Source organism: Streptomyces pyxinicus, from assembly GCF_024753135.1.
Taxonomy (GTDB): Bacteria; Actinomycetota; Actinomycetes; order Streptomycetales; family Streptomycetaceae; genus Streptomyces; species Streptomyces pyxinicus.
The window spans coordinates 52,780-75,966 of the sequence record NZ_JANUGP010000006.1; the positions used below are offsets into that span (position 1 = coordinate 52,780).

10 protein-coding genes, 2 tRNA genes, 1 other RNA gene and 1 CRISPR repeat array are annotated in these 23,187 nt (G+C 72.6%); of the genes, 5 read left to right on the forward strand and 8 right to left on the reverse strand.

Annotated elements, in window-relative coordinates:
* Nucleotides 1-15 precede the first annotated feature (15 nt).
* Nucleotides 16-88, forward strand: a tRNA-Gly gene (locus NX794_RS10155).
* Nucleotides 89-140: 52 nt separating this feature from the next.
* Here the strand turns inward: NX794_RS10155 and NX794_RS10160 are convergent.
* The 6 genes from NX794_RS10160 to ffs form a co-directional block, all read right to left on the reverse strand.
* Complete coding sequence (locus NX794_RS10160) at nt 141-1,040, reverse strand: phosphoribosylaminoimidazolesuccinocarboxamide synthase (protein ID WP_258777993.1); 900 nt, start codon at nt 1,038-1,040, stop codon at nt 141-143.
* Nucleotides 1,041-1,143: 103 nt separating this feature from the next.
* A complete protein-coding gene (locus NX794_RS10165) occupies nt 1,144-2,652 on the reverse strand; it encodes a N,N-dimethylformamidase beta subunit family domain-containing protein (protein ID WP_258777995.1) in 1,509 nt (502 codons plus the stop codon).
* A gap of 303 nt (nt 2,653-2,955) precedes the next feature.
* Nucleotides 2,956-4,842, reverse strand: coding sequence for a M48 family metalloprotease (locus tag NX794_RS10170; RefSeq protein ID WP_258778242.1), 1,887 nt, complete (start codon nt 4,840-4,842; stop codon nt 2,956-2,958).
* A gap of 340 nt (nt 4,843-5,182) precedes the next feature.
* On the reverse strand, nt 5,183-6,475 hold the full coding sequence (gene purD, locus NX794_RS10175; RefSeq protein ID WP_258777996.1) for a phosphoribosylamine--glycine ligase: 1,293 nt from the start codon (nt 6,473-6,475) through the stop codon (nt 5,183-5,185).
* A gap of 124 nt (nt 6,476-6,599) precedes the next feature.
* Complete coding sequence (locus NX794_RS10180) at nt 6,600-8,966, reverse strand: DNA polymerase III subunit gamma and tau (RefSeq protein ID WP_258777997.1); 2,367 nt, start codon at nt 8,964-8,966, stop codon at nt 6,600-6,602.
* Nucleotides 8,967-9,022: 56 nt separating this feature from the next.
* Nucleotides 9,023-9,119, reverse strand: an RNA gene (ffs, locus tag NX794_RS10185) — signal recognition particle sRNA small type.
* A 98-nt stretch (nt 9,120-9,217) separates the two neighbouring features.
* Here ffs and NX794_RS10190 point away from each other — a divergent pair.
* Nucleotides 9,218-9,305 (forward strand) — tRNA-Ser (locus NX794_RS10190).
* Between the two features lie 1,145 nt (nt 9,306-10,450).
* A CRISPR array of direct repeats spans nt 10,451-13,591; the repeat unit is 29 nt; unit sequence GTGGTCCCCGCGCATGCGGGGGTGGTCCC.
* 276 nt (nt 13,592-13,867) lie between these two features.
* Here NX794_RS10190 and NX794_RS10195 read toward each other — a convergent pair.
* Both NX794_RS10195 and NX794_RS10200 read right to left on the reverse strand, forming a co-directional pair.
* Nucleotides 13,868-14,044 (reverse strand): hypothetical protein, encoded by a 177-nt coding sequence (locus NX794_RS10195; RefSeq protein ID WP_258777998.1) that lies wholly within the window; start codon nt 14,042-14,044, stop codon nt 13,868-13,870.
* Nucleotides 14,045-14,060: 16 nt separating this feature from the next.
* The gene (locus NX794_RS10200) at nt 14,061-14,528 is read right to left on the reverse strand and encodes a hypothetical protein (RefSeq protein WP_258777999.1); all 468 of its coding nucleotides are present in this window, start codon (nt 14,526-14,528) and stop codon (nt 14,061-14,063) included.
* 978 nt (nt 14,529-15,506) lie between these two features.
* Between NX794_RS10200 and NX794_RS10205 the strand changes: the two genes are divergently transcribed.
* The 3 genes from NX794_RS10205 (at nt 15,507) to casB (ending at nt 23,156) form a co-directional block, all read left to right on the forward strand.
* Nucleotides 15,507-15,962, forward strand: coding sequence for a hypothetical protein (locus NX794_RS10205; RefSeq protein ID WP_258778000.1), 456 nt, complete (start codon nt 15,507-15,509; stop codon nt 15,960-15,962).
* A gap of 1,395 nt (nt 15,963-17,357) precedes the next feature.
* Nucleotides 17,358-22,151: a type I-E CRISPR-associated protein Cse1/CasA gene (gene casA, locus NX794_RS10210; protein WP_258778001.1), complete on the forward strand. Its 4,794-nt coding sequence runs from the start codon at nt 17,358-17,360 to the stop codon at nt 22,149-22,151.
* A gap of 63 nt (nt 22,152-22,214) precedes the next feature.
* Entirely contained in the window at nt 22,215-23,156 is a 942-nt protein-coding gene (gene casB, locus NX794_RS10215; protein WP_258778002.1) for a type I-E CRISPR-associated protein Cse2/CasB, read from the forward strand.
* Nucleotides 23,157-23,187: the final 31 nt, after the last annotated feature.

Consider the following 23,187-nt stretch of genomic DNA (forward strand, 5'->3'; position numbering starts at 1 on the left):
GCGCCACGGCGCAGTGCGGACGTAGCTCAGTTGGTAGAGCGCAACCTTGCCAAGGTTGAGGTCGCGAGTTCGAGCCTCGTCGTCCGCTCGGGAAGGAAGGCCCCGGTCCACTGGACCGGGGCCTTCCTCGTGTGGCCGTTTCAGGACCAGCGGACGCCCGTCAGGCGCTCGTAGGCCTCGACGTACTTCGCGCGCGTGGCCTCGACGACCCGCTCCGGCAGCGGCGGCGGGGGCTGCTCGCCGCGGCGGTCCCAGCCGGACTCCGCCGAGGTCAGCCAGTCCCGCACGTACTGCTTGTCGTACGACGGCTGCGCCTGGCCCGGCTGCCACCGGTCGGCCGGCCAGAAGCGGGAGGAATCCGGGGTGAGGACCTCGTCGGCGAGGACGAGGGTGTCCCCGTCGAAGCCGAACTCGAACTTGGTGTCGGCCAGGATGATCCCGCGCTCACGGGCGATGTCCCGGGCCCGGGAATACACGGCGAGGGTGACCTGGCGCAGTTCGGCGGCGGTCTCGGCGCCGACCTGGCGGGCCACCTCCTCGTAGGAGACGTTCTCGTCGTGCTCGCCGACCTCGGCCTTGGTGGCCGGGGTGAAGATCGGGCCGGGCAGCTCGGAGCCGTCGACCAGGCCCTCGGGGAGGGCGAGCCCGCACACCGTACGGGACTCCTGGTACTCGGCGAGGCCGGAGCCGGTGAGGTAGCCGCGGGCCACGCACTCGACGGGGACCATCCGAAGCGACTTGCAGACCAGCGTCCGGCCCGCCCACTCCGCGGGGGCTCCGGGGGGCAGTTCGGTGCTGAGCACGTGGTGCGGCGCCAGGTCGCGGAGCTGGTCGAACCACCACAGGGAGAGCTGGGTGAGGACGCGGCCCTTGTCGGGGATCTCGGTGGGCAGCACCCAGTCGTAGGCGGACAGGCGGTCGCTGGCGACCATCACGAGGTCGCCCGCCTCGGTCCGGTACAGGTCGCGCACCTTTCCGGTGTGCAGGTGGACCAGGCCCGGAACCTGGAGCGGCTCGGGCTTTTCTACGAATCCGGACACGGTTCCTCCCCGTGGTTCTGACCAAGTGCCTCGATTCTCCCTTACCGGGGTGGCGGGTTCCGGTCAGGGGTCGGCGGCACCGGTGTCTTCCGGTGCCGCGGGGTCAGTCGCGTTTGCAGATGCGGTCCAGGAGGTTGGCGGTGGCCCGCTGCACCCGGGGGTCCACATGGCCGGGGCGGTCCAGGGCCGGGGACCAGGCGAAGGTGCCCGAGGCGAACACCCAGGCGCCGGACGGGGCCCGGTACAGCGACGTCTCCTGGTGGCGCCGGGCGCCGTCACCGTCGGTGTAGGGGGAGTGCGCGAGCAGGATGCGCTCGTCGTGCTCGGGCAGGGCGGTGCGCGGGAAGTACCGGTCGGCCTCGCCGGCGACCAGGCCCGGGATCTCGTCGCCCTCGTGCGCGCCGGTCGCCTCCCACAGCCAGTGCCCGGCGTTGCGGACGATCAGCGGGTGCGGCTCGGGCACCCGGCCCGCGTACTGGATGCCGATCAGCTGCTGCTCGGGCCGGTCGACCTCCCGCCACAGCACCGGCCTTCCGGGGCCCTTGCGCTTGCGGCAGCTGAGCAGCCGGTCCGGGACGCCGGACGGGGAGGGGCCCAGCTCCACCTGCCAGTACATGGTGTTGGCGGACAGGAAGACCAGCGAGGTGCCCCGGTCGCGGGCGTCCTCGACGGCCCGGCGCATGGGCGCCGACCAGTACTCGTCGTGCCCGGGGAAGACCAGGCCCCGGTAGCGGGCCGGGTCGACGCGGCCGGCGTGCAGGTCGCGGGCGTCGGCGTAGGCGAGGTCGTAGCCGTAGCGCTCGGCCCAGCGGATGAAGTCGTAGGCGTGCCCGACGTGCAGGGGCAGGCCCGCGCCCGCGTAGGGGCGGTCGAAGGAGACCGTGGTCGCCGCGTCGGCCTCGCCGAGCAGCCGGCCCCGCTCGTCCCAGGCGTGGTAGAGGCTGGCGCCGGTGCGGCCGTCCTCCGGGTACAGGTTGTACGCCTGCCAGGTGATGTCCGGCAGCAGCAGGAGCAGGTCGGCGGGGTGGTCGTCGCGGACCGTGAACGGCACGTGGGAGCGGTAGCCGTCGGCGGTGGTCAGGACGGCCACGTAGGCGCCGATGCTCCAGTGCGCGGGTACCTGGAGGCGCCAGGACAGCCACCAGTGGTGGCAGGAGACGGTGCGGTCGGCGGCCAGCGGCGGCGGCTGGACGATGCCGGACAGCCGGGGGCTGGTGGTGATCTTGGCCGCGCCGTCACCGCCGTAGTGGCCGATGCGGTAGATGTCGACGCTGAACTCCTGCGGCGGGTCGACCGTGATGTGGAAGTCGATCGCCTCACCCGGGGAGACCGCGCCGGTGGCGGTGAAGCCCTTGATCTGCCGGTGCACGTCGTCCGCCGAGCGGGGGCCGGGGTCGGCCGGGCGCGGGGCGGGCACGCGGGCGCCGGTCGCCGTCCGGGTGCCGGGCGGCGGCTGCGGGCTCGGGTCGACGTACCAGGGCACGACGTGTCCGGTGTCGTCGAAGTACGTCTCGCTGCCGCGCAGCCAGGGCACGGGCCCCTGGCCGAAGGGGTCGGTGACGGCGTGCGCGAGTGCTCCGGACTCCCAGCGGCGGATGTGGTCCGAGGCCATGGTCGCTCCCCTCCCTTGATCCCCCGTGTACGTGTCCAGGCGGTGCTCGACGTCCGGGTGGTGCTCGACGCGCCGTGCTCGGTCGGCCGGTGCGGCAGACCGGCGAGTTCGGCCGGCTGGTGCGTTCGGTCGTCGGGCGCGGTGTCGTATGTCGCAAGCCTTTGCCAACGGCGTGGCCGCTCCCAGCACATCACATTACGCACCGGCCTCGTCACCAGTCGTTGCGAATTGACCTGAACTGGAAGTCGGCTTTCCGGTACGGCACCGGCCCCGCCCCTTTGCCGCGCTTCCGTCGGAACCCGGTCAGACGAGGCGGACGGGCTTCTCGGCCCGTATCCCGGATCTGGTGAGCCACTCGCGCAGCGGGCCCGGGTCGCCGTCCTCTATCAGGCTGAGAACCCTGGGCGTCAGATCGGTGGCCCGCTCCCCGCCCAGCAGCAGCGCGGGACCGTCCAGCCAGTCCAGGGCGGGGGCCGCGCCGACGGTGTCGACTGCGGCGCAGCACACCATCGCCCTGACGTGGTCGGTGAGCAGCTCCCGGCCCGTGCGGGGGGGCTGGAGGGGCGCCGGGGGCAGCCCACCGCCGTCCCAGAGCGCGCTCTCGGCCTGCCGCCCGTCATCACCGGTCCCTCGCGGCACCAGGGCCTCCTCCCGGGCCAGCTCGGCACTCAGGCACGCGGCGAGGGCGGCGCTGCGGGGGGTGCCGGGGGCGGGGTCGTCGTCGAAGTCGTCGTCGGGAGCGGCGGGGTGGCTGACGGGGTCGTCGGGAGCGGCGGGGTGGCCGGCGAGGTCGTCGGGACCGGCAGGGTGGCCGGCGAGGCCGTCAGGACCGGCAGGGTGACTGTCGAGGTCGTCCGGAGCGCCGGGGTGACTGTCGAGGTCGTCGGGGTGACCGGTGAGTCCGGAGGGGCCGTAGGTGTCGGCGTCGTGGTCGGTCGTCAGGTGGGACAGGACGCGGGCCAGGGTGGGGCCGCCGGGGTCGGGGAACGCCGGGTCTGCGGACGGGCGGACGCCGAGGGAGTCGAGGACCCGGTGCAGCCGGGCGGCGTCCGCACGCCAGGTGCGGTCCACCACCTCCTCCGGGTACGCCTGCCAGTCCACCGGCGCCCAGTCGGGGCCGGGCTCGGCGGGCCCGCCGTGGAAGAGGCGCGCCGCGAGCAGCGAGGTCGCCTCGTCCACCGCGCCCGGCTCCTCCAGCAGGTCGCAGGCGGGCCGCTCCCCCAGCCGAGCGGCGAAACCCTCGGCGAGGCGGTCGCGCCGGGACAGCTCGGTGAGCGCCGCCACCACGCCCGCGTCAAGCCGGGCGGGCCAGCGACCCATGCGCCAGGCGGGCAGCGCCACCCTGGTCAGCAGCCGGTCCCAGCCGGCGTAGGCGAGGCCGACCTGCTCCTGGGCGACGATCCGCAGGCCGTAGTCCACCGACTGCGCCCGCTCGGCCGCGGCCGCCGCCACCCCGCGCTCCATCAGCGCCGCATGCTCCCGGCAGCCGCGCAACAGCAGCCGGGCGACTCCGCCGAGGACCGCGTGGACGGCACGGGTCAGCGGGCTGCGACGGGGTTTCGAGGCGACGGCCACCGCCGCGTCGAGCCCGCGCACGAAGCGCCGGGCGGCGGCTATGTCGGGCTGCGCCGAGGGGCCCGTACCGGCGATGACCGGGGCGAGGACCGCGCGCAGCTCGCCGACCCGCATCCACCACAGGAACGGGGAGCCGATGACGAGGACGGGCGCGAGCGGCGCCCGGCGGGCGGAGCGGCCCGGCCCGGCTATCTCGTCGGCCGCCGGACGCGGGGGCGGGCCGTGGGCCGAACGGGTGCGGTCCTCCAGCCAGCTGTCGCAGTCCGGGGTGAGCGCTATGGCCGACGGCGCCGGCACGTCGAGGCGGTCGGCGAGGTCGCGCACCATCCGGTAGAGGTCAGGGGCGGTCTCCTCGGCGACCGGCACCGTGGGCGTCATGGCGGGCCGGGCGCGGGCCACCACGAGGGCGATCCCGGCGGCGGCCAGCAGCACCAGCAGCGCGCATCCGCCGACGGCCCAGCGGGCCGCGTCCCAGCCGGGGCCGACGAGGTGCCCCGTGGCACCGCCGGCCAGCAGGATCACCGCGGCGGCCGCGGGCAGCAGGGCCGCGGCCAGCGCCCGACTCCGGACCCGCAGCACGCCGAGGGCCCGGGAGCGCGCGGCCTGCGCGCCCATCTCCACACCGATTCCGGTCACGTGCCGACCTCACCCCCTCCCCTGTCTATGCCGTGCTTCCTGGAGCTGCTCACTCCCCCACTGTGGCACCCGCCACTGACATCGCAATGCCGGAGGGCCAAGTGCCGGAACACTTGCGCGGCACCCTAGTTGGGGCCCGGGCCCCAGTCAGCCGTATGGGCGATTGCTCACTCGATGGAATGGCTTTGGTCAGAGGTGGGTGACAGAAAGCAAAGATCGGGCCCCGGATTCACTCCGGGGCCCGTAGGGGTGAGGGGGCGGCGGGGGGCGGGGGCGGCGCGCTCGCCGAGCGGGGGTCTCTACGCGTCCGTCGCGTCCGTCACCCCGCCGTTTCCGCCGTTTCCGCCGTTTCGGCGGCGCCGGCCGCTTCGGCCGCCTTCGCGGCGATGTCGGTGCGGTGCTGGGAGCCGTCCAGCCGGATCCGGTCCACCGCCCGGTACGCCCGCTCGCGTGCCTCGGCGAGGTCCGCGCCGCTGGCGGTGACGGACAGCACCCGGCCGCCGGCGCTGACCACCGCGTCGCCGTCCCGCCTGGTCCCGGCGTGCAGAACGTAGGCGTGCGGGGCGTCCTCGGCGGCCACCTCGTCCAGACCGGTGATCGGGTCGCCGGTGCGCGGGGTGCCGGGGTAGTTGTGCGAGGCGAGGACGACGGTGACGGCCGCGTCCTCGCTCCAGCGCAGCGGCGGCAGGTCGGCGAGCGTGCCGTCGGCGGCGGCCAGCAGCACACCGGCGAGCGGGGTCCTCAGGCGGGCCAGCACGACCTGGGTCTCCGGATCGCCGAAGCGGGCGTTGAACTCGATGACCCGGACGCCGCGCGAGGTGATCGCGAGCCCGGCGTAGAGCAGCCCGGCGAAGGGCGTGCCGCGCCGGCGCAGCTCGTCCACGGTCGGCTGAAGCACCGTCTCCAGCACCTCGTCGACCAGCTTCGGGTCGGCCCAGGGCAGCGGGGAGTAGGCGCCCATACCGCCGGTGTTGGGACCCTCGTCGCCGTCCAGGGCGCGCTTGAAGTCCTGGGCCGGCTGGAGCGGTACGACCGTCACGCCGTCGGTGATGGCGAACAGGGAGACCTCGGGGCCGTCGAGGAACTCCTCGATGACGACCCGCTCGCAGGCCGCCGCGTGCGCCGCGGCGGCGTCGCGGTCGGTGGTGACGACCACCCCCTTGCCGGCGGCGAGCCCGTCGTCCTTGACGACATAGGGCGCGCCGAAGGCGTCGAGGGCGGCGGCGGTCTCCTCGGGGGTGGCGCACACGTAGGAACGGGCGGTCGGCACCCCGGCCGCGGCCATGACGTCCTTGGCGAAGGCCTTGGACCCCTCCAGCTGCGCGGCCTCCCCGGACGGGCCGAACACGGGGATGCCGGCGGCGCGCACGGCGTCGGCGACACCGGCGACCAGCGGAGCCTCCGGGCCGACGACGACCAGCCCGGCGCCGAGCCTGCCGGCCAGCCCGGCCACCGCGGCGCCGTCCAGGGCGTCGACGGGGTGCAGCTCGGCGACCTCGGCGATGCCGGCGTTGCCGGGGGCGCAGTACAGCGCGGTGACGTCGGGGTCGAGGGACAGGGAGCGGCACAGGGCGTGTTCGCGGGCGCCGCTGCCGATGACGAGGACCTTCACGGGGTCAGCCTACTGGCAAGGTCGCCGAAGCCCGGGGGCCGGGTTTCCTGGAGCTTCCTCCAATGGGCGCGGCGCACGGGCCGACTCCGCTTCTTTCTCCTCTTCTCCCCGGCTTCTCCCGGCGTCACTCGTTGGTGAACTCCTCCACGACCGTCGCCCCCAGTTCGCGGACGATCAGGTCGTGGCCGGAGAGGGCCGACTCGTCGAGGTCCGGGTCGTCGTCCTCGGGGGTGTCGTCCTCGGGAGCGACCGGGACCGGCTCGGGGACGGCCGCGGGTCTGGGGGCGGCCGACGGTCCGGGACCGGTAGCGGAGCCGCCCTGGGGGGCCGGGGGCTGCGGGGACGAAGCGGGCGCGGGGGGCCGGGGTGCGGCCGGGGCGCCGTAGCTCGCGCCGCCGTAACCGCTGCCGCCGCCACCGCCGGGGGCACCGCCGTAACCGCCCCCACCTCCGGCGCTGCCTCCGCTTCCGCTTCCGCCTCCACCGAAGCCGGACGAGCCGCCGGACGCCGCTGCGGGGCCGCCGCCGGACGGGTCGACCACCGCGTCGATCTTCCACTGCACGTTGAACTGCTCGGCCAGCGCCTGCCGCAGCACGTCCTCGCTGCCACCGCTCGTGAAGGTGTCCCGGGCCCCGGCATTGACGAAGCCGACCTGCAGGGTGGTGCCGTCGAAGCCGGTGACCTGGGCGTTCTGGCTCAGCAGGATCCAGGTGAAGCGCCGCCGGTTCTTGACGGCCTCCAGGATGTTCGGCCAGAGCGTACGGGGATCGAGGCCGCCGGCGGGAGCGGTGACCGGGGCCGCGGACTGGGGCTGGGCCGGCGCGGACTGCTGTGGCGCGGGGGCGGGGGGCCGACCGGGTGCCGGTTCCTGGCCACCGCCCTGCCCCTGCGGACCGCCCGCCGCGGCGGCTGTGGGCCAGCCACCGGGACGCCGTCCGCCACCGGCGGGGGCGGCGGTGGGCCAGGCGCCCGGGGCAGGGGCGGGGGACGTCGGAGCGGGGGTCGGCTCCACGGGCGCGGGAGCGGGAGCGGCTGCGGCGGGCGTGACAGGGACAGAAGCGGGAGCAGCGGCGGGGGCGGGAGTCCCCACGTCAGCCGCGCCCTCCGGGCTCTGCGCACCCTGCGAACCCTCCGGACCCCCTGGGCCACCCGGCCCGCCGGTAGCGCGTACCGCCGCCCGAGCAGCGGCGGGCCCACCGCGGGGCGGCACGGGAGCGGCACCGCCGGGACCACCACCCTGGGAGACCGCACCCCCCTGCACGGGGCCTTGTACGTGGGCGTCGGGCCCGGGAACGTACCCCATGGCGGGCGCGCCGCTGCCGCTCGCGAAGCTGACGCCCCGCTCCAGGCGGTCGAGCCGGGCCATGAGGGAGCGCTCGTCGCCGTAGGCGGCCGGGAGCAGCACGCGCGCGCAGATCAGTTCGAGCTGGAGGCGGGGTGAGTTGGCGCCGCGCATCTCGGTCAGGCCGTCGTTGACGAGGTCGGCGGCGCGGCTCAGCTCGGCTGCGCCGAAGGTGGAGGCCTGGGCCTGCATGCGCTCCAGGACATCGGCCGGGGCATCGATGAGCCCCTTCTCGACGGCGTCCGGCACGGCGGCGAGGATCACCAGATCCCGCAGCCGCTCCAGCAGGTCGGCGACGAAGCGGCGCGGATCGTTGCCGCCCTCGATGATGCGGTCGACGACCTCGAAGGCGGCGGCGCCGTCACCGGTGGCGAAGGCCTCCACGACGGAGTCGAGGAGGGAGCCGTCGGTGTAGCCGAGGAGGGAGGTGGCCATGGCGTATGTCACACCCTCCTCGCGCGCGCCGGCGAGGAGCTGGTCCATGACGGACATGGAGTCACGCACGGATCCGGCGCCCGAGCGCACGACGAGGGGCAGGACGCCCTCGTCGACGGGGATGTCCTCGCGCCCGCAGACCTCGGCGAGGTAGTCGCGCAGGGTGCCGGGCGGTACGAGCCGGAAGGGGTAGTGGTGGGTCCGGGACCGGATGGTGCCGATGACCTTCTCGGGCTCGGTGGTGGCGAAGATGAACTTGAGGTGCTCGGGGGGCTCCTCGACGACCTTGAGCAGGGCGTTGAAGCCGGCCGACGTGACCATGTGGGCCTCGTCGATGATGTAGATCTTGTAGCGGCTGCTCGCGGGCCCGAAGAAGGCCTTTTCGCGCAGCTCACGGGCGTCGTCCACGCCACCGTGGGAGGCGGCGTCGATCTCGATGACGTCGATCGAACCCGGGCCGTTCCTGGCCAGGTCGAGGCAGGACTGGCACTCGCCGCAGGGGGTCGGGGTGGGACCCTGCTCGCAGTTCAGGCAGCGGGCGAGGATGCGCGCGCTGGTGGTCTTCCCGCAACCGCGCGGCCCGCTGAACAGGTACGCGTGATTGACCCGGTTGTTCCGCAGCGCCTGCTGCAACGGGTCGGTGACATGCTCCTGCCCGATGACCTCGGCAAAGGTCTCGGGACGGTAGCGGCGGTACAGCGCGAGAGACGACACGCATACGAGGTTAATGGGGGCCACCGACAACGGGCTCCGCCCGCACACCCCGGAAACGCAAGGGCCCCCCACGCACCCGCCAGAGCCGACCTACCCTTGCTGCCTTCCGGCCCTGGGGGAGTTCAGTCAGATAGCGCCGCGTGAGGGGCTGTGTCCCACAGTACCCGATCGCGGCCACCACTCAGTACCCCGGCCCCGACCGGCGACAACGGGTTCGCGAGCACTCCCCTCGGTCATGTAATGTTCCCACCGGAGGATTCGCCTAGAGGCCTAGGGCGCACGCTTGGAAAGCGTGTTGGGGGCAACCCCTCACGAGTTCGAATCTCGTATCCTCCGCCAGTGCCTCACCGGGCACGATGTCGAAGGGCCCCGCTGCTTGCAGTGGGGCCCTTCGACGTTGGCGGCTGCCGGGTTGCCATTGCAGCGATCTGACCGCGAAAGGCTCTCCGCGCCGAGAAGACTGGCCTGGTTCTTCTCCCCCCGGGTTGCTCCGGCAAGGTGCCACGCATGGTGCCTCCGAGAAGACACGCAGGGTCGGGCGGGCCGAAGCCGACAGAAGATGCGCGATCTGCCGCAGTGAGCTGATCACCCCGGGAACGGGAACGGACTGTGCCGATCCGCCCGCGCTCACTGAAGGACGCATGTCGTGCCCCGGCCCAAGGGTGGCCCAGAGGACAGGGAACCTCGACGACGACTCCATGCACGGCCACACGATTCTGCTGCTGCGCAGTGATCAACAAGGCCACTTCGCGGTTGAGCGATTCAGGAAGATCAAGGGGCGGGGCGGCACGCCTCTTGGGTCCGTCGCGCTGTGGACGAGAACACCGCCGACGGGCCGAGGCCCGTCCCCGACCGGACTTCCCACTGCCTCGGGTGCCGGCACTGATCACTCGCGGCAACCCGCTGCAAAACGTGCGGGCGTTGCACGAGATCACCGAGCAAGTGGAGGACATGACCGATGAGTTCATCCGACGAGGAGCCCGGCAAGCTGTGGGTGATCCTGTACGAGCGAGCCTTCCGCTAGCTCGTCGGCGGCCAGACACTCCCGTCGGCGCTCACCGAACTTCGCCGAGGTGCGGCGCCGCCGAATCGGCCAAGAGGTCAACACCGTGGGATTGGTCAAGGTGCATGACCTCGATCCGAACCCCCGCCCCTTCGGCACGAGCACCGCTCGGACTGAGCGGAGGCTGATCCCCAAGTGGTCTTACTTCTGGCCTCGTTCGCCCTCGACTGTCAGGGTTCAGGAACTCAAGGCTGCGGCCAGAGCCGAGGGGCACGTACACGAGGACCAAGGGGACGGGGATAAGCAGTCACCCGCTTCGGGCGGGCAGGGCGATCTGAAAGGCGCTGGCCTCGTAGTTGAGAAAATGGGGAGTTGGGATGTGACAGAGGTGGGTGAAATGCCGCCTTTGTGCGATAGGTCGGAGTTTGGCAAAGTGGGTAAAATCAGGCACCAGGCGGTATGACATCGCAGGTCAGCTCCGGTGGTCCCCGCGCATGCAGGGGTGGTCCCGCGGAACTGTGGCTCCAGCCCGGCGAGGCCGAGTGGTCCCCGCGCATGCAGGGGTGGTCCCATCACGATCTGCGCCGCCGCGGTCGCCGTCGCGTGGTCCCCGCGCATGCGGGGGTGGTCCCGCGCGACCCATCGACCTGGCGCAGCTGCTCGCGTGGTCCCCGCGCATGCGGGGGTGGTCCCGGCAGTCCCGCAACCTGGGGGGCTTCATCGAGGTGGTCCCCGCGCATGCGGGGGTGGTCCCTCGCGGGCCTTCTTCCCCAGCCAACGCACGATGTGGTCCCCGCGCATGCGGGGGTGGTCCCGGCGTTGCGGCCATCGGGATCTCCTCCGCACCGTGGTCCCCGCGCATGCGGGGGTGGTCCCGGCGTTGCGGCCATCGGGATCTCCTCCGCACCGTGGTCCCCGCGCATGCGGGGGTGGTCCCTGCTCAAGGTGCTCCAGTCGCTGGCCGTGACCGTGGTCCCCGCGCATGCGGGGGTGGTCCCCCGCGCTTCGCCATCGTCATGGGCAGCTTCTGGTGGTCCCCGCGCATGCGGGGGTGGTCCCTCGGCGAAGGCCGGCCGGTCCAGCAGCGCGATGTGGTCCCCGCGCATGCGGGGGTGGTCCCCGCATGCCCTGGGGGGGGCGAATCCCCCTGTCGTGGTCCCCGCGCATGCGGGGGTGGTCCCGAGGACTTCGTGACGGCCGAGGCCTTGAGCCCGTGGTCCCCGCGCATGCGGGGGTGGTCCCTGGGACAAGTTCGGTCCGATAGTGGGTGATGGGTGGTCCCCGCGCATGCGGGGGTGGTCCCGGCCTGTGCGGGCGCTGCGGGCTCCCCTTGCCGTGGTCCCCGCGCATGCGGGGGTGGTCCCCGCTGCACGCCGACGAGGAGAACTCGTGGTCAGTGGTCCCCGCGCATGCGGGGGTGGTCCCGTGGCCTCGTTGCCGTGGAACGCTGCTGTGCAGTGGTCCCCGCGCATGCGGGGGTGGTCCTTCGGCGGACCGAGGAAGTACGCGGTCTCGCTGGTGGTCCCCGCGCATGCGGGGGTGGTCCGTGGGCGTAGATGCCTGTGGTGGTCGTGGAGTCGTGGTCCCCGCGCATGCGGGGGTGGTCCCGCCTGGTAGGCGTCGACGTCGGCCTGGCCCAGGTGGTCCCCGCGCATGCGGGGGTGGTCCCCCGGCCCTGCCGGATCCGAGGGTGAGCATCGAGTGGTCCCCGCGCATGCGGGGGTGGTCCCTGACGGAGGCCCTGGAGGCGCTGCGCGGGCTAGTGGTCCCCGCGCATGCGGGGGTGGTCCGCGTCGCCGAAGGCCCCCCGGTTCCTCGGGCAGGTGGTCCCCGCGCATGCGGGGGTGGTCCCTGATCATGATCCAGGCACTCATCTGTGCCCCGGTGGTCCCCGCGCATGCGGGGGTGGTCCCCAGTCGGCCATCGTCCCGGCCTCGGAGCCGATGTGGTCCCCGCGCATGCGGGGGTGGTCCCCCTCCCCCGTCTTCGCCCGGTCCGGGCCGGTGGGTGGTCCCCGCGCATGCGGGGGTGGTCCCTGCTGAAGGCGGGGGAGATCTGCTCGGGTGGCGTGGTCCCCGCGCATGCGGGGGTGGTCCCTTACGGCCACCGACCGACCCACACCGAGCAGAGTGGTCCCCGCGCATGCGGGGGTGGTCCCGGGTAGCGGTCGCCGCGGCGATCTCCGGTTCGGTGGTCCCCGCGCATGCGGGGGTGGTCCCCCCAGGAGGGTCGCGGTGCTGAGGTCGTAGTCGTGGTCCCCGCGCATGCGGGGGTGGTCCCCAGCCGACCAGGACCGGGCCGGCGGCCGGGGCGTGGTCCCCGCGCATGCGGGGGTGGTCCCCGCACCGCGACACCACCGCACCCGAAGGAGCAGTGGTCCCCGCGCATGCGGGGGTGGTCCCCGCAGGTCAGCCCGGCACCCCTAAAAATAGTGGTGGTCCCCGCGCATGCGGGGGTGGCCCACCACAGCCGGAAGTAGTGGCCGGGGAAATCAAGTGGTCCCCGCGCATGCGGGGGTGGTCCCCGTACGCGCCAGCCTCCTCAAGGCCCGCCGCGGTGGTCCCCGCGCATGCGGGGGTGGTCCCCGACCGCCCTGGCAGTCCATCTGCGGCGGGCAGTGGTCCCCGCGCATGCGGGGGTGGTCCCAGCCCCGTCGGGATCTGGGCGCACACCGTCCAGTGGTCCCCGCGCATGCGGGGGTGGTCCCCTGCCGGACTCCGACGCCCAGGGCGTCGGCGAGTGGTCCCCGCGCATGCGGGGGTGGTCCCCGGGGGCCCGGCAGCACGCAAGCCAACTCGGAGTGGTCCCCGCGCATGCGGGGGTGGTCCCATCACTCCGGACCCGGATGAGATCGTGCAGGCGTGGTCCCCGCGCATGCGGGGGTGGTCCCCAGCGGAGGGCGCTCTCCGCTGGGGATGGGACGTGGTCCCCGCGCATGCGGGGGTGGTCCCTTCCCCGACTACAGCGACCTCGGCTTCGTCATGTGGTCCCCGCGCATGCGGGGGTGGTCCCCTGAGCCACGCCGCGACGCACGTGCTCGTCTCGTGGTCCCCGCGCATGCGGGGGTGGTCCCAGCGGCTCTACCTGCAACAATCCTGGCGGTTCGTGGTCCCCGCGCATGCGGGGTGGTCCCCACGCCGCCGCCGTCTTCGCCACCGTGTTCATGTGGTCCCCGCGCATGCGGGGGTGGTCCCCACGACCGCGGGTCGTCCATGGCGGAGTTGCCGTGGTCCCCGCGCATGCGGGGGTGGTCCACTTCGCGTGGACCTTGGCGATGACGTACGGGTGGTGGTCCCCGCGCATGCGGGGGTGGTCCCCTTCAGGTCGTCGCCTTGGGTGATGCCCTCGTGTGGTCCCCGCGCATGCGGGGGTGGTCCCTGGCCGGCCTCATCGGCCTCCTTGCGGACGCCGTGGTCCCCGCGCATGCGGGGGTGGTCCCGTCCTTGAGGTAGGGGACCAGACCGACACCATGTGGTCCCCGCGCATGCGGGGGTGGTCCCGACGCCGCCGCGCAGCAGATGGAGGACCGGGCGTGGTCCCCGCGCATGCGGGGGTGGTCCCGCCCGCCGCGTGGCCCGCATGGTCCTGGAGCGGTGGTCCCCGCGCATGCGGGGGTGGTCCCCGCTCAGGCGCTGCACGCCCCCGTGCAGGACGCTGGTCCCCGCGCATGCGGGGGCAGTGAGCCTCCGCCAACCTGGAAATCCCAGTTCAGCAGGGCTGGTGTGACTGTGTTCCGGGGTGCTCGTGCTGGTCGTGGGCGGCGGTCTGCGTCGTAGATGGGCCGTCAGTTGACCTGCGCTGGCGAGGTTTGATGCTTCGCTGCCAGTTTGACCGCATGACGAAAGTGGGCTCTCTCCGCAGAGTGTTCCTGCGGAGAGGGCCCGTCCGTGTTCCTACGTCAGTGGCGCTGCTCGCTGTTCTTCACCGGCCAGCGCAGTACGTCCCTGATATGCCACCACAGCTTGCGGGCCCGGGGAGCGTCAGTGGCGTAGCTGTTGCCGAGCCGGATGGTGTCCGCCGTGCGCCCCAGCGGCGTGCCTTCGGGTGAGTACCGCGTGGGGGGTTGTTCGACCATGCGCCTCTCCTATCTCCTACGGATTCGGAGACCTGGTCCCGCATCCCTTGCGCAGTTCGTTGTCGGAGCGGGTCTTCGGGCCCCAGCCGATCCCGCTGGCGTAGCCCTGCATCACAGGGTAGTAGGTGTAGGTGCCGCCCCCGTCGTTGCAGTCCGTCGACCACCCGTAGTCGATGAAGCTACTGGAGGTCAGCCCCGTGCCGTGCCAGTCGTTGTAGCCGCGCGGCCCGCTCCACGAACTGCGCCACATCTGCGTCTGCAACTTCTGCGAGCCGTACGACCCGCTGCATGCCTGTGAGGTCTCCCACTGGAAATACGCGCTGGCGCCGGCGCCGTGGAAGGAGACGTCGGAAATGTACACCGAACAGCGCGCCGCCGCCGGAGCGGCGGGCGCGGCGGGCCTGGCCTCGCCGGCCTTGTAGGTGAAGGAGTACAGCTTGCCGTCCGTCGCCTTGCCCCACTCTCCGATCGTGGTCCCGGTCACCACACGGTGTCCGTCCACCACCACATGCCCGGCCGAAGGGCTCGAGTCGCCCGAGGTGGCTGGCGTCACCGCCGAGGCAGAGGTACCGAAGCCCAGAACAGTGGCGGCCGCCACACCAATCGCCATGACGGACAGGAGTCTTGCTGTGCGCATAGGTGCTCCCTCGCATTGCGATGCCGGTCGGTCCAACCGGCAATAAGGGAACGCTAGTTCGGTAAGAGTGGAGGGGGCTGCGCCTGCTGTGGGCTTGGCCGGATGACGACGGCCCCACCTGCACCGAACGTCACGCAATGGCGGGAAGGGGCGGCTCTGTCCCGGCACACACCATGTCCACCAGTGGTCAAACGAGGACAATGGATCAACGCTCACCGCCACTGGCCGTCAGCATCCGGTCGACCAGTTCTCGCTCGCTGCGGTCAGGTGGCCTTCTACGATCCGGTGTAGATCCCATGTTGCTGGAACGGATCACCGCGCGGCGTGCGGAACTGGACGAACTCGAAGAACCGCTGGCCAAGCAGCTGGCGGAGGTCCGGGCTGAGTGCGACGAACTCGCTGTCGCTGAGAAGGGTCCTGGAGCGGATGAGCGAGCAGCTCGCCGAGGAGCGGGTCGCGTCCGCACCGACCCCGGCAGGTGGGTGACCGGAGGGTGATGACGATTATGCATCGCGCGCCGAACGTGGAGGAGACCATGCTTCCGCCGGACTACCACCGCATTCTCTCCGTCGTACGGCAGGCCGCCGGTCCGGTCATGGCCCGTCAGGTCGGCGAGGTGCTGGGGATGGACGTCAGCGTGAGGAGCAAGCTGGAGCCGCCGCGCGGAAACCGGTCCGACTGGTCAACCGCGGCTGGCTGCGGAAACAGTCCGACGGCCCGTTCACCACCCGGCTGTGACCACGAAGCCATTGCCCACGGACGACGCTGGGTGGGCGTAACCGGGGTGTCCCCAGGTAGCGGATCCTGCCGCCCGGGAGGATCGCGGTGATCGTCCTGGCCGTGCTGCGCCACGATCAGCGCCTGGCCGACATGGCCGTCGGCAACAACGTCTCCGAGTCCACCGTCCGTCACCGGCGCGACGAGGCGATCGCCCTGCTCGCCGCGCAGGCACCACGCCTGGACCGCGCGCTGAAGAAGATCGCCGGTCAGGGTGGGGAGGTCGTCCTGATTGACGGCACCCTCGTCCATACCCAGCGCCGCACCGGGAAAGCCGACCGCAAGAACTGCTCCGGCAAGCAACGCCTCACGGCCTGCGCTTCCTCGCCCTCACCGACGAGAGGGGCCGCCTGGTGTGGATCTCCGCCGCCCGGCCCCGCCGCACACACGACAACACTGCCGCCCGCCACGATCACATCCTGTTCCATCTGCGCGCCGCCGGCCTCGGCGCCCTCGCGGAACTCGGCTTTCGCGGCCTGGACAACGACGTACTCGACCCCATGATCGTCACCGACGTCCACGCCGGCCACACCCACAAGCTCACCCCCCGGCGAAAAGGAAGCCAACCGTGCCCTCCCCGTCGGACGAGCACCGGTCGAGCACGGCTTCGCTCACCTCAAGAACTGGCGGATCCTCACCAAGCTCCGCACCAACACCGTCCACGCGACCCGCCTCCTGCGCGCCCTGCTCGTCCTGACGAACCTCGAAATCAACCGCTGACGGACGATCTACGGCACAGACTGTCGCCCACGACCAGCACCAGCACCCCGGAACACAGTCACACCATCCCGTCTGAACTGGGATTTTCAGGTCGGTGGAGGCTCCATGGCCCGCATCAGCGTGGTGGTCCCCGCGCATGCGGGGTGGTCCCGTCGAGCGACAGGGAGACGATCGTGGCTGTCGGTGGCCCCCGCGCATGCGAGGGTGGTCCCTCCGCCGGCACCCGGTCAGGACGTCGTTGTTCGCGGTCCCCGCGCATGCGAGGGTGGTCCCCGGTTGGGCACCGCGGTGAGCCTCGCGGACCAGTGATCCCCACGCACGCGGGAGTGGTCCCGCCACCAGGCCGCCGACGGCGAGCGCCCTCGGGTGGTCCCCACGCACACGAGGATGGTCCTCAGGCCCCTGATGGGGGCGAGGGCCACGTAGTGTGGTCCCCGCGCGTGCGGAGGTGGTCCGGGGCGCGAACTGGGATACCTCGTCGGCTCCTGTGGTCCCCGCGCATGCGGGGGTGGTCCCTGAGGGCCCCGAGTGCGCAAGAGCGCAAGAACGCACCGTTGTTCCCCGCGTACGCGGGGGTAGCACGGGAGGGGATGTCTTCTCCCGTGGTGGGGGTCGCTGATCCCCCGTACACGCGGGGGTACCTGCAGGTCCGACCCTGCATGGTTGAAATTCAGCCCCCAGACACCAGCAGAAAGAGACACGCCGACAAGCAGGCTCAAGTGAGGTCCCCGCGTAGCGAGCTGGCAGATTCATCAAGTCGCCCCGATGGATGCCGTGATGGCGCTACAGTAACTCCACCGCGCCTCGATCCGTCGAGGCGCGGCAGCAACTCTCGAACACAGAAAGGGACTTGGGGCGGTACGTCGCGCCACGGCGTACCCCACTGCACCAAGTCCCTCTCCCGTTGCCCCATCCATGCAGACAGCAGCAACAAGAAGGATTGTAAATGCGCGCCTTAACCTCACCCCACTACGGCGACCCCCACTGGCTGGTCATCTGCGCGATGATCTCCGGGTCACCGGATCGTCCCGTCGTCTGGGCTCTCCTGCTCGTTGTCGGGACCGCCCTCTCGCTCTGGCTCAGACACTGATCGGTGCCGGGGCGGCCGCCGGTTGTCGGTGGCTGCCCCGGGGTTCGTGTGTCCAGCCAGCCAAAGGCGCGAACTCGGAGGGCAGCAGCATGGCCGGGCAGTCGGAGCAGGAAGAGTTCACCCCGTCCACGGCGCGCGTCTTGTCCGCCGGTCTGTCCGGAGCGGCGCGGTCCGTGTGGGCGAAGCACGAGCGGCAGACGGGGGATTGGCTGCCGCTGTGGCGGCATCTCGCCGACAGCGGGACCGTCGCGGGGTTGTTGTGGGAGCGGTGGCTTCCGGAGTCGGTGAAGAGGGTGGTGCGGGAGGGGCTGCCGGGGGGCGAGGAGGAGGCGGTACGCCTTGTCCGATTCATTGCCGCTTCACACGATATAGGGAAGTGCACGCCCGCCTTCGCCTGCCAGGTCGAGGAGTTGGCCGGGCGGATGCGGGATCGCGGGCTGGGGATGCCGACCGCGAAGGAGTACGGCCGGGAGCGGCGGCTGGCGCCGCACGGGCTGGCCGGGCAGTTGCTGATCCAGGAGTGGCTGCGGGAGCGCCACGGGCTCACGGCCCGGGTTTCCGGGCAGTTCGCGGTGGTGGCCGGCGGTCATCACGGGGTGCCGCCGGAGAGTGGGCAGATCCACGACGTACGGCTGCGGCCGCATCTGCTGCGGCACACGGGCGCCGCCGAAGAGGTGTGGCGGTGTACGCAGTTCGAGTTGCTGGACTGGTGTGCCGAACTGTGTGATGCCGAAGCGGTGTTGGGACGGCTGAAGAGTGTCCGGCTGTCGCAGCCCGCGCAGGTGCTGCTGACCGCCGTGGTGATCCTCGCGGACTGGATCGCCAGTGCGCCGGAGCTGTTTCCGTACGCGCCGGAGTCGTGGCTGGAGGCGGGCGAATCCCGGCGGCTGCGGGCCGCGTGGGAGGGGCTGGAGCTGACGGAGCCGTGGCGGCCCGAGGAGCCCGTGGGCTCCGCCGAGGAGTTGTTCGCGGCGCGCTTTCCCCGGCTCGCCGGATCAGCGCTCCGCCCGGTGCAGGCCGAAGCGGTGCGTCTGGCGCGGGAGATGGAGCCGGGCGGCCTGCTGATCGTCGAGGCGCCGATGGGCGAGGGGAAGACCGAGGCGGCGCTCGCGGCGGCGGAGGTGCTGGCGGCGCGGTCGGGCGCCGGGGGGCTCTTGCTGGCCCTGCCCACCCGGGCCACCTCGGACGCGATGTTCAAGCGGCTACGGAACTGGCTGGAGGCGCTTCCGGCGGACGGTGGCGGCAACTGGTCCCTGGTGCTCGCCCACGCCAAGGCCGCCCTGCAGAGCGACTGGGCCGGACTGCTGAGGGAGGGCGACCGGGCGATCTCGGCGGTCGACCCGGACGGCGACGCGTACGGGGGCGGGCAGGGCCGGTGGCAGCCGTCCGGGCTGCACGCGCACCAGTGGCTTCGCGGGCGGAAGAAGCAGTTGCTGGCGTCGTTCGCCGTCGGGACCGTGGACCAGGTGCTGTTCGCCGGGCTGAAGAGCCGGCATCTGGCGCTGCGGCATCTCGCGGTCGCGGGCAAGGTCGTGGTGATCGACGAGGTCCACGCGTACGACGCGTACATGAACCGGTACCTCGACCGGACGCTGGAGTGGCTGGCCGCCTACCGGGTGCCGGTGGTCCTGCTCTCGGCGACGCTGCCCGCGGCGCGCCGTAGGGAACTCGCCGCCGCCTACGCGGGAGCGGAGGCGGCGGCCGCGGTGGAGACGGCGGTGGACGCGTATCCGCTGCTGACCGCCGTGTCGCCGGGGCGGGAGGCGGTCACCGCGCGCCCCGAGGCTGCTTCCGGGCGGTACGCGGAGGTCGCGGTGGAGCGGCTGGACGACGACGTCGAGCTGCTGGCGGACCGGCTGGAGGCCGAACTGGCGGACGGCGGCTGCGCGCTCGTCGTGCGGAACACGGTGAACCGCGTGCTGGAGGCGGCGCGGGTGCTGCGCGGGCGGTTCGGGGACGAGCAGGTCACCGTGGCGCATTCGCGGTTCCTGGCCGCCGACCGGGCGGCGAACGACGTCAAGCTGGTGCGGCGGTACGGGCCCGGCGGCGACCGGCCCGCTCGCCACGTGGTCGTCGCCAGCCAGGTGGTGGAGCAGTCGCTCGACGTCGACTTCGACCTGCTGGTGACTGATCTGGCTCCGGTCGACCTGGTGCTGCAGCGGATGGGGCGGCTGCACCGGCATCCCGTGCCCGACCGGCCGGGCCGGCTGGCCGCGCCGAAGTGCCTGATCACCGGCGTGGTGGACTGGACGGCCTCGCCGCCGTCGCCGGTACGGGGATCGCAGGCCGTGTATCCGGGCGACTGGACGCTGCTGCGGTCGCTGGCGGCACTCGCGCCGCACCTGGACGGAGCGCCGGTGCGGCTGCCCGACGACATCGGCCCGCTGGTGCAACGCGGCTACGGCAACGAGCCGATCGGACCTGCGGAGTGGGCGCGGGAGACGGAGCGGGCACGGGAGCGCCATGACGCGCTGCTCGACAGGAAGCAGCGCCGAGCCGATGGCTTCCTGCTCGGGCATGTGGGGCGTCCCGGCCGCCCGGTCTACGGGTGGCTGGAGGCGCACGCCGGCGACGCGGACGACAGTCTGAAGGGGCGGGCGCAGGTACGCGACTCCGACGAGACCATCGAAGTCCTCGTCGTACAGCGGCGGGACGACGGCAGGCTGACCACGGTGCCGTGGCTGGACGGCGGGCGGGGAGGGCTGTCGCTCCCGGTCGACTTCCCGCCGCCCAGGCGTGCGGCGGAGGCGGTCGCCATGAGCGCGCTCACGTTGCCGGGAAGGTTCAGTCACCCGGGGATCATCGACCGCACCATCGCTGAGCTGGAGCGGTTCATGGTCCCCGCCTGGCAGAGGAAGGAGTGCCCTTGGCTGGCGGGTCAGCTGATTCTGGTTTTGGACGAGCGTTGTCAGACCCGTCTGTCAGGCTACGAGTTGAGCTACAGCGAGCAGGACGGGCTCAGCTTTGCCGTGCCCGGCGAGCGGGGGCGCGGTGCTCCGGGCAAGGACGGCAAGGGGGACGAGCGGGATGGTGCCGCGAAGGTGGATCGGGACGGAACTGCCCGTACCGAGGAGGAGGAAGGCGACGACGGGCGGGGGCGGCCGCGAGCCGGTGGCGCCGCCTCGACGGGGCCGGTGGGCGCGGTGAGTTCCGCCCCGGCACAGCCACCGGCGTTCAACCTGGTGCGGGATGCCTGGCTGCCCGTACAGCGGCTCTCCGACGGCGTGGTGGAGGAGGTGTCGCTGCGGGATCTCTTCGCCCGAGCGGCCGAGTTGCGCCGGATCGTGGGCGATGTGCCGACGCAGGAGATCGCCCTGCTGCGGCTTGCCCTCGCCGTTCTGTACGACGCCCATCAGGGGCCGGCGGACTTCGACGCGTGGCTGGAACTCTGGGAGCCGGGCGCGGACGACGCCTTCCGCCAGGTCACCTGCGACTACCTGGACGCGGCGGCGGACCGCTTCGAACTCCTCGATGAGAAAAGGCCGTTCTTCCAATCGCCCGGTCTTCGGACCGCGAAGGACGAGGTGGCGGCCCTGAGCCGGATCGTCGCCGACGCGTCCTCTGGCGCCGCGCTGTTCTCCATGCGGCGGCCGGGAGTCGAGCGCATCCCGTTCGCTGAGGCCGCGCGCTGGCTGGTGCACGCGCACGCGTTCGACGTGTCCGGCATCAAACCCGCCATGCGGCATGACACCCGGGCCAAGGCCGGCAAGGTCTACCCGCTGGGCGTGGGTTCGCTCGGGATGCTCGGCGGTGTCTTCGCGGAGGGGGAGACGCTGCGGGAGACGCTGCTGCTCAACCTCGTACCGTTCGAGGAGGCGTACGGCGGCTCCGGGTTCGAGGACCGCATCCCGGTGGACCGCCCGGTCTGGCACCGCGACGAGCCGTACGGCTCCGGTCCGCGCGGGACGAAGGAGGGCGGCCCCGAGCCCGCCGGACTGCGCGACCTGTACACCTGGCAGACCCGCCGCATCCGGCTGGTGGCCGATGGCGACGCGGTGACCGGGGTCGTACTCGGTTACGGCGATCCGCCGGCGCAGGAGTCGCCCTGGCTGCTGGAGCCGATGACCGGCTGGCGGCGCAGCCAGGTCCAGGAGAAGAAGCGCAAGCGGACTCCGTACTACACCCCGCTGCGGCACCAGCCGCGCCGGGCGGCCTGGCGCGGGCTGGAATCGCTGCTGCACGTGCGGGCCGGTGACGAGGTGACCGGGAAGCCGGGCGAGGCCGTCCAGCGGCTCCGCCCCCGCATCACCAAGTGGCTGCGGCTGCTGGCGACGGAGCTGGCCGACGAGGATCTCCTGCCGCTGTCGAAACTGGTGCGGCTGAGAACGGTCGGCATCGAGTACGGCACGCAGCAGTCGGTGGTCGACGAGATCGTCGATGACGCCGTGGTCCTGCCGGTGATCATCCTCCACGCCGGCAACGAGGTCTACGGAGCGGCGGCGGTCGACGCCGTCGACGACGCCGACCAGGCGGTGCGGGCGCTGGCCCAGCTCGCCGCCAACCTGGTGCGCGCGGCCGGCGGGGAGCACACCGACGCCGCCAGGGACACCGTCCGCGACCTGGCCTTCGGCGCGCTGGACGGCCCGTACCGCGCGTGGCTTCGTGAACTGGGCCGACAGCCCGACCTCATGGAGGCCCGGCGGCAGTGGCGGGACACCGTCCGGCGGCAGGTGCTGCGGCTGGCCCGGCAGGAGATCCGCTCGGCCGGGCGGACCGCTGCCGAGGGACGGATGGTCGACCTTCCCGGGCTCGGCAGCACGCTGCTGGATGCCGGCCGGGCCGACCTCTGGTTCCGCGGCCGGCTGGAGAAGGTCCTCGGCGCGGTGCCCCTTCCGGACTCCCCGGGCGGCGGGGAGTCGCAGCCGTCCACCGGCCAGTACTGACACCACCTCCCCGGACCCCCGCGTCCGGGACTCCGAACCCCTGGAGAGCTGCTGATGGCACCCGTGACCGATGACTCACCGCACGTACCGGGCCGGAACGGACGGCTCCGGCCGCTGCCGGGGCTGGCCGTCGCCCGGTTCCTGCCCGCGCTCCAGGGGGGATACCGGCAGGACGTCTCCTGGGCGGTCGCCGACGTGGCCCGGCTGCGCAGGGAGGCCGGACGGCAGGCCCACGAGTCGCCCGCGGCCTGGGGGCTGGGGCACCTGGAGACACTGGGCCGGCTCCGTCTGGAGCGTGCGGACGCCGTACGGGAGGCCCGGGCGGCGGACGGTGTGGATCCCGCCTTCCTCTCCTCGTCCGGCTACGCCGCCCGGGAGGCCCAGGAGCGGCGGGAGGACACCGCCGTCCACGTCGCGGTGTCGCTCTGGGCGCTGCACCAGCAGTCGGTGCGGGACGAGCCCATGCACCGGGCCGGGTGGGCGTTCGGCCGTTCGGTACGGCGGCTGGCCCTCGGCGATACGGGGGGCCCGCGCCCGGGAGACACGAAGGCTGCAGAGAAGGAGAGCAGTTCGGGGGGAGCCGGCGGGCGCTCCCCTGAGGCCGGGGAGCTCAACGAGACCGTCCGCAAGCGGTACGTACGGGCCGCTGCCTCCACGGACGTCACCGTCCTGGCGACCCGGCTGCGCGAGCTGGTGCTGCTGCTGCGCGGAGCCCGTATCCCGTTGGACTACGTGCGCCTGGCGGACCAGCTGTTCTGGTGGCAGAACCCGACCGCACGCGACTCCGTCACCCGGTCCTGGGGCATCGAACTGCACCGCCGGTACTGGGGTCCGGCCGGCGAAGGGACGGGCGGGGAGACAGGCGGGGAGACGGACGGCCGGCCCACCGCCCCGGGCGACGGCTCCAGGGACGGGGGCGGAGACCGGGACGGGGGCGGAGACCGGGACGGGGCCGGACACGAGTACGAGTACGGGTACGGAGAGGAGTGGGGCATGGACGCCTGACCGGCCATGACAGGGTCGCGCCACCGCCCGG

Bases quoted from the DNA above. Each gene is read 5' to 3' on its own strand.
- NX794_RS10165 (WP_258777995.1), bottom strand. From the start codon at position 2,652: ATGGCCTCGGACCACATCCGCCGCTGGGAGTCCGGAGCACTCGCGCAC.
- NX794_RS10170 (WP_258778242.1), bottom strand. From the start codon at position 4,842: ATGGGCGCGCAGGCCGCGCGCTCCCGGGCCCTCGGCGTGCTGCGGGTC.
- NX794_RS10195 (WP_258777998.1), bottom strand. From the start codon at position 14,044: ATGGTCGAACAACCCCCCACGCGGTACTCACCCGAAGGCACGCCGCTG.
- casA (WP_258778001.1), top strand. From the start codon at position 17,358: ATGGCCGGGCAGTCGGAGCAGGAAGAGTTCACCCCGTCCACGGCGCGC.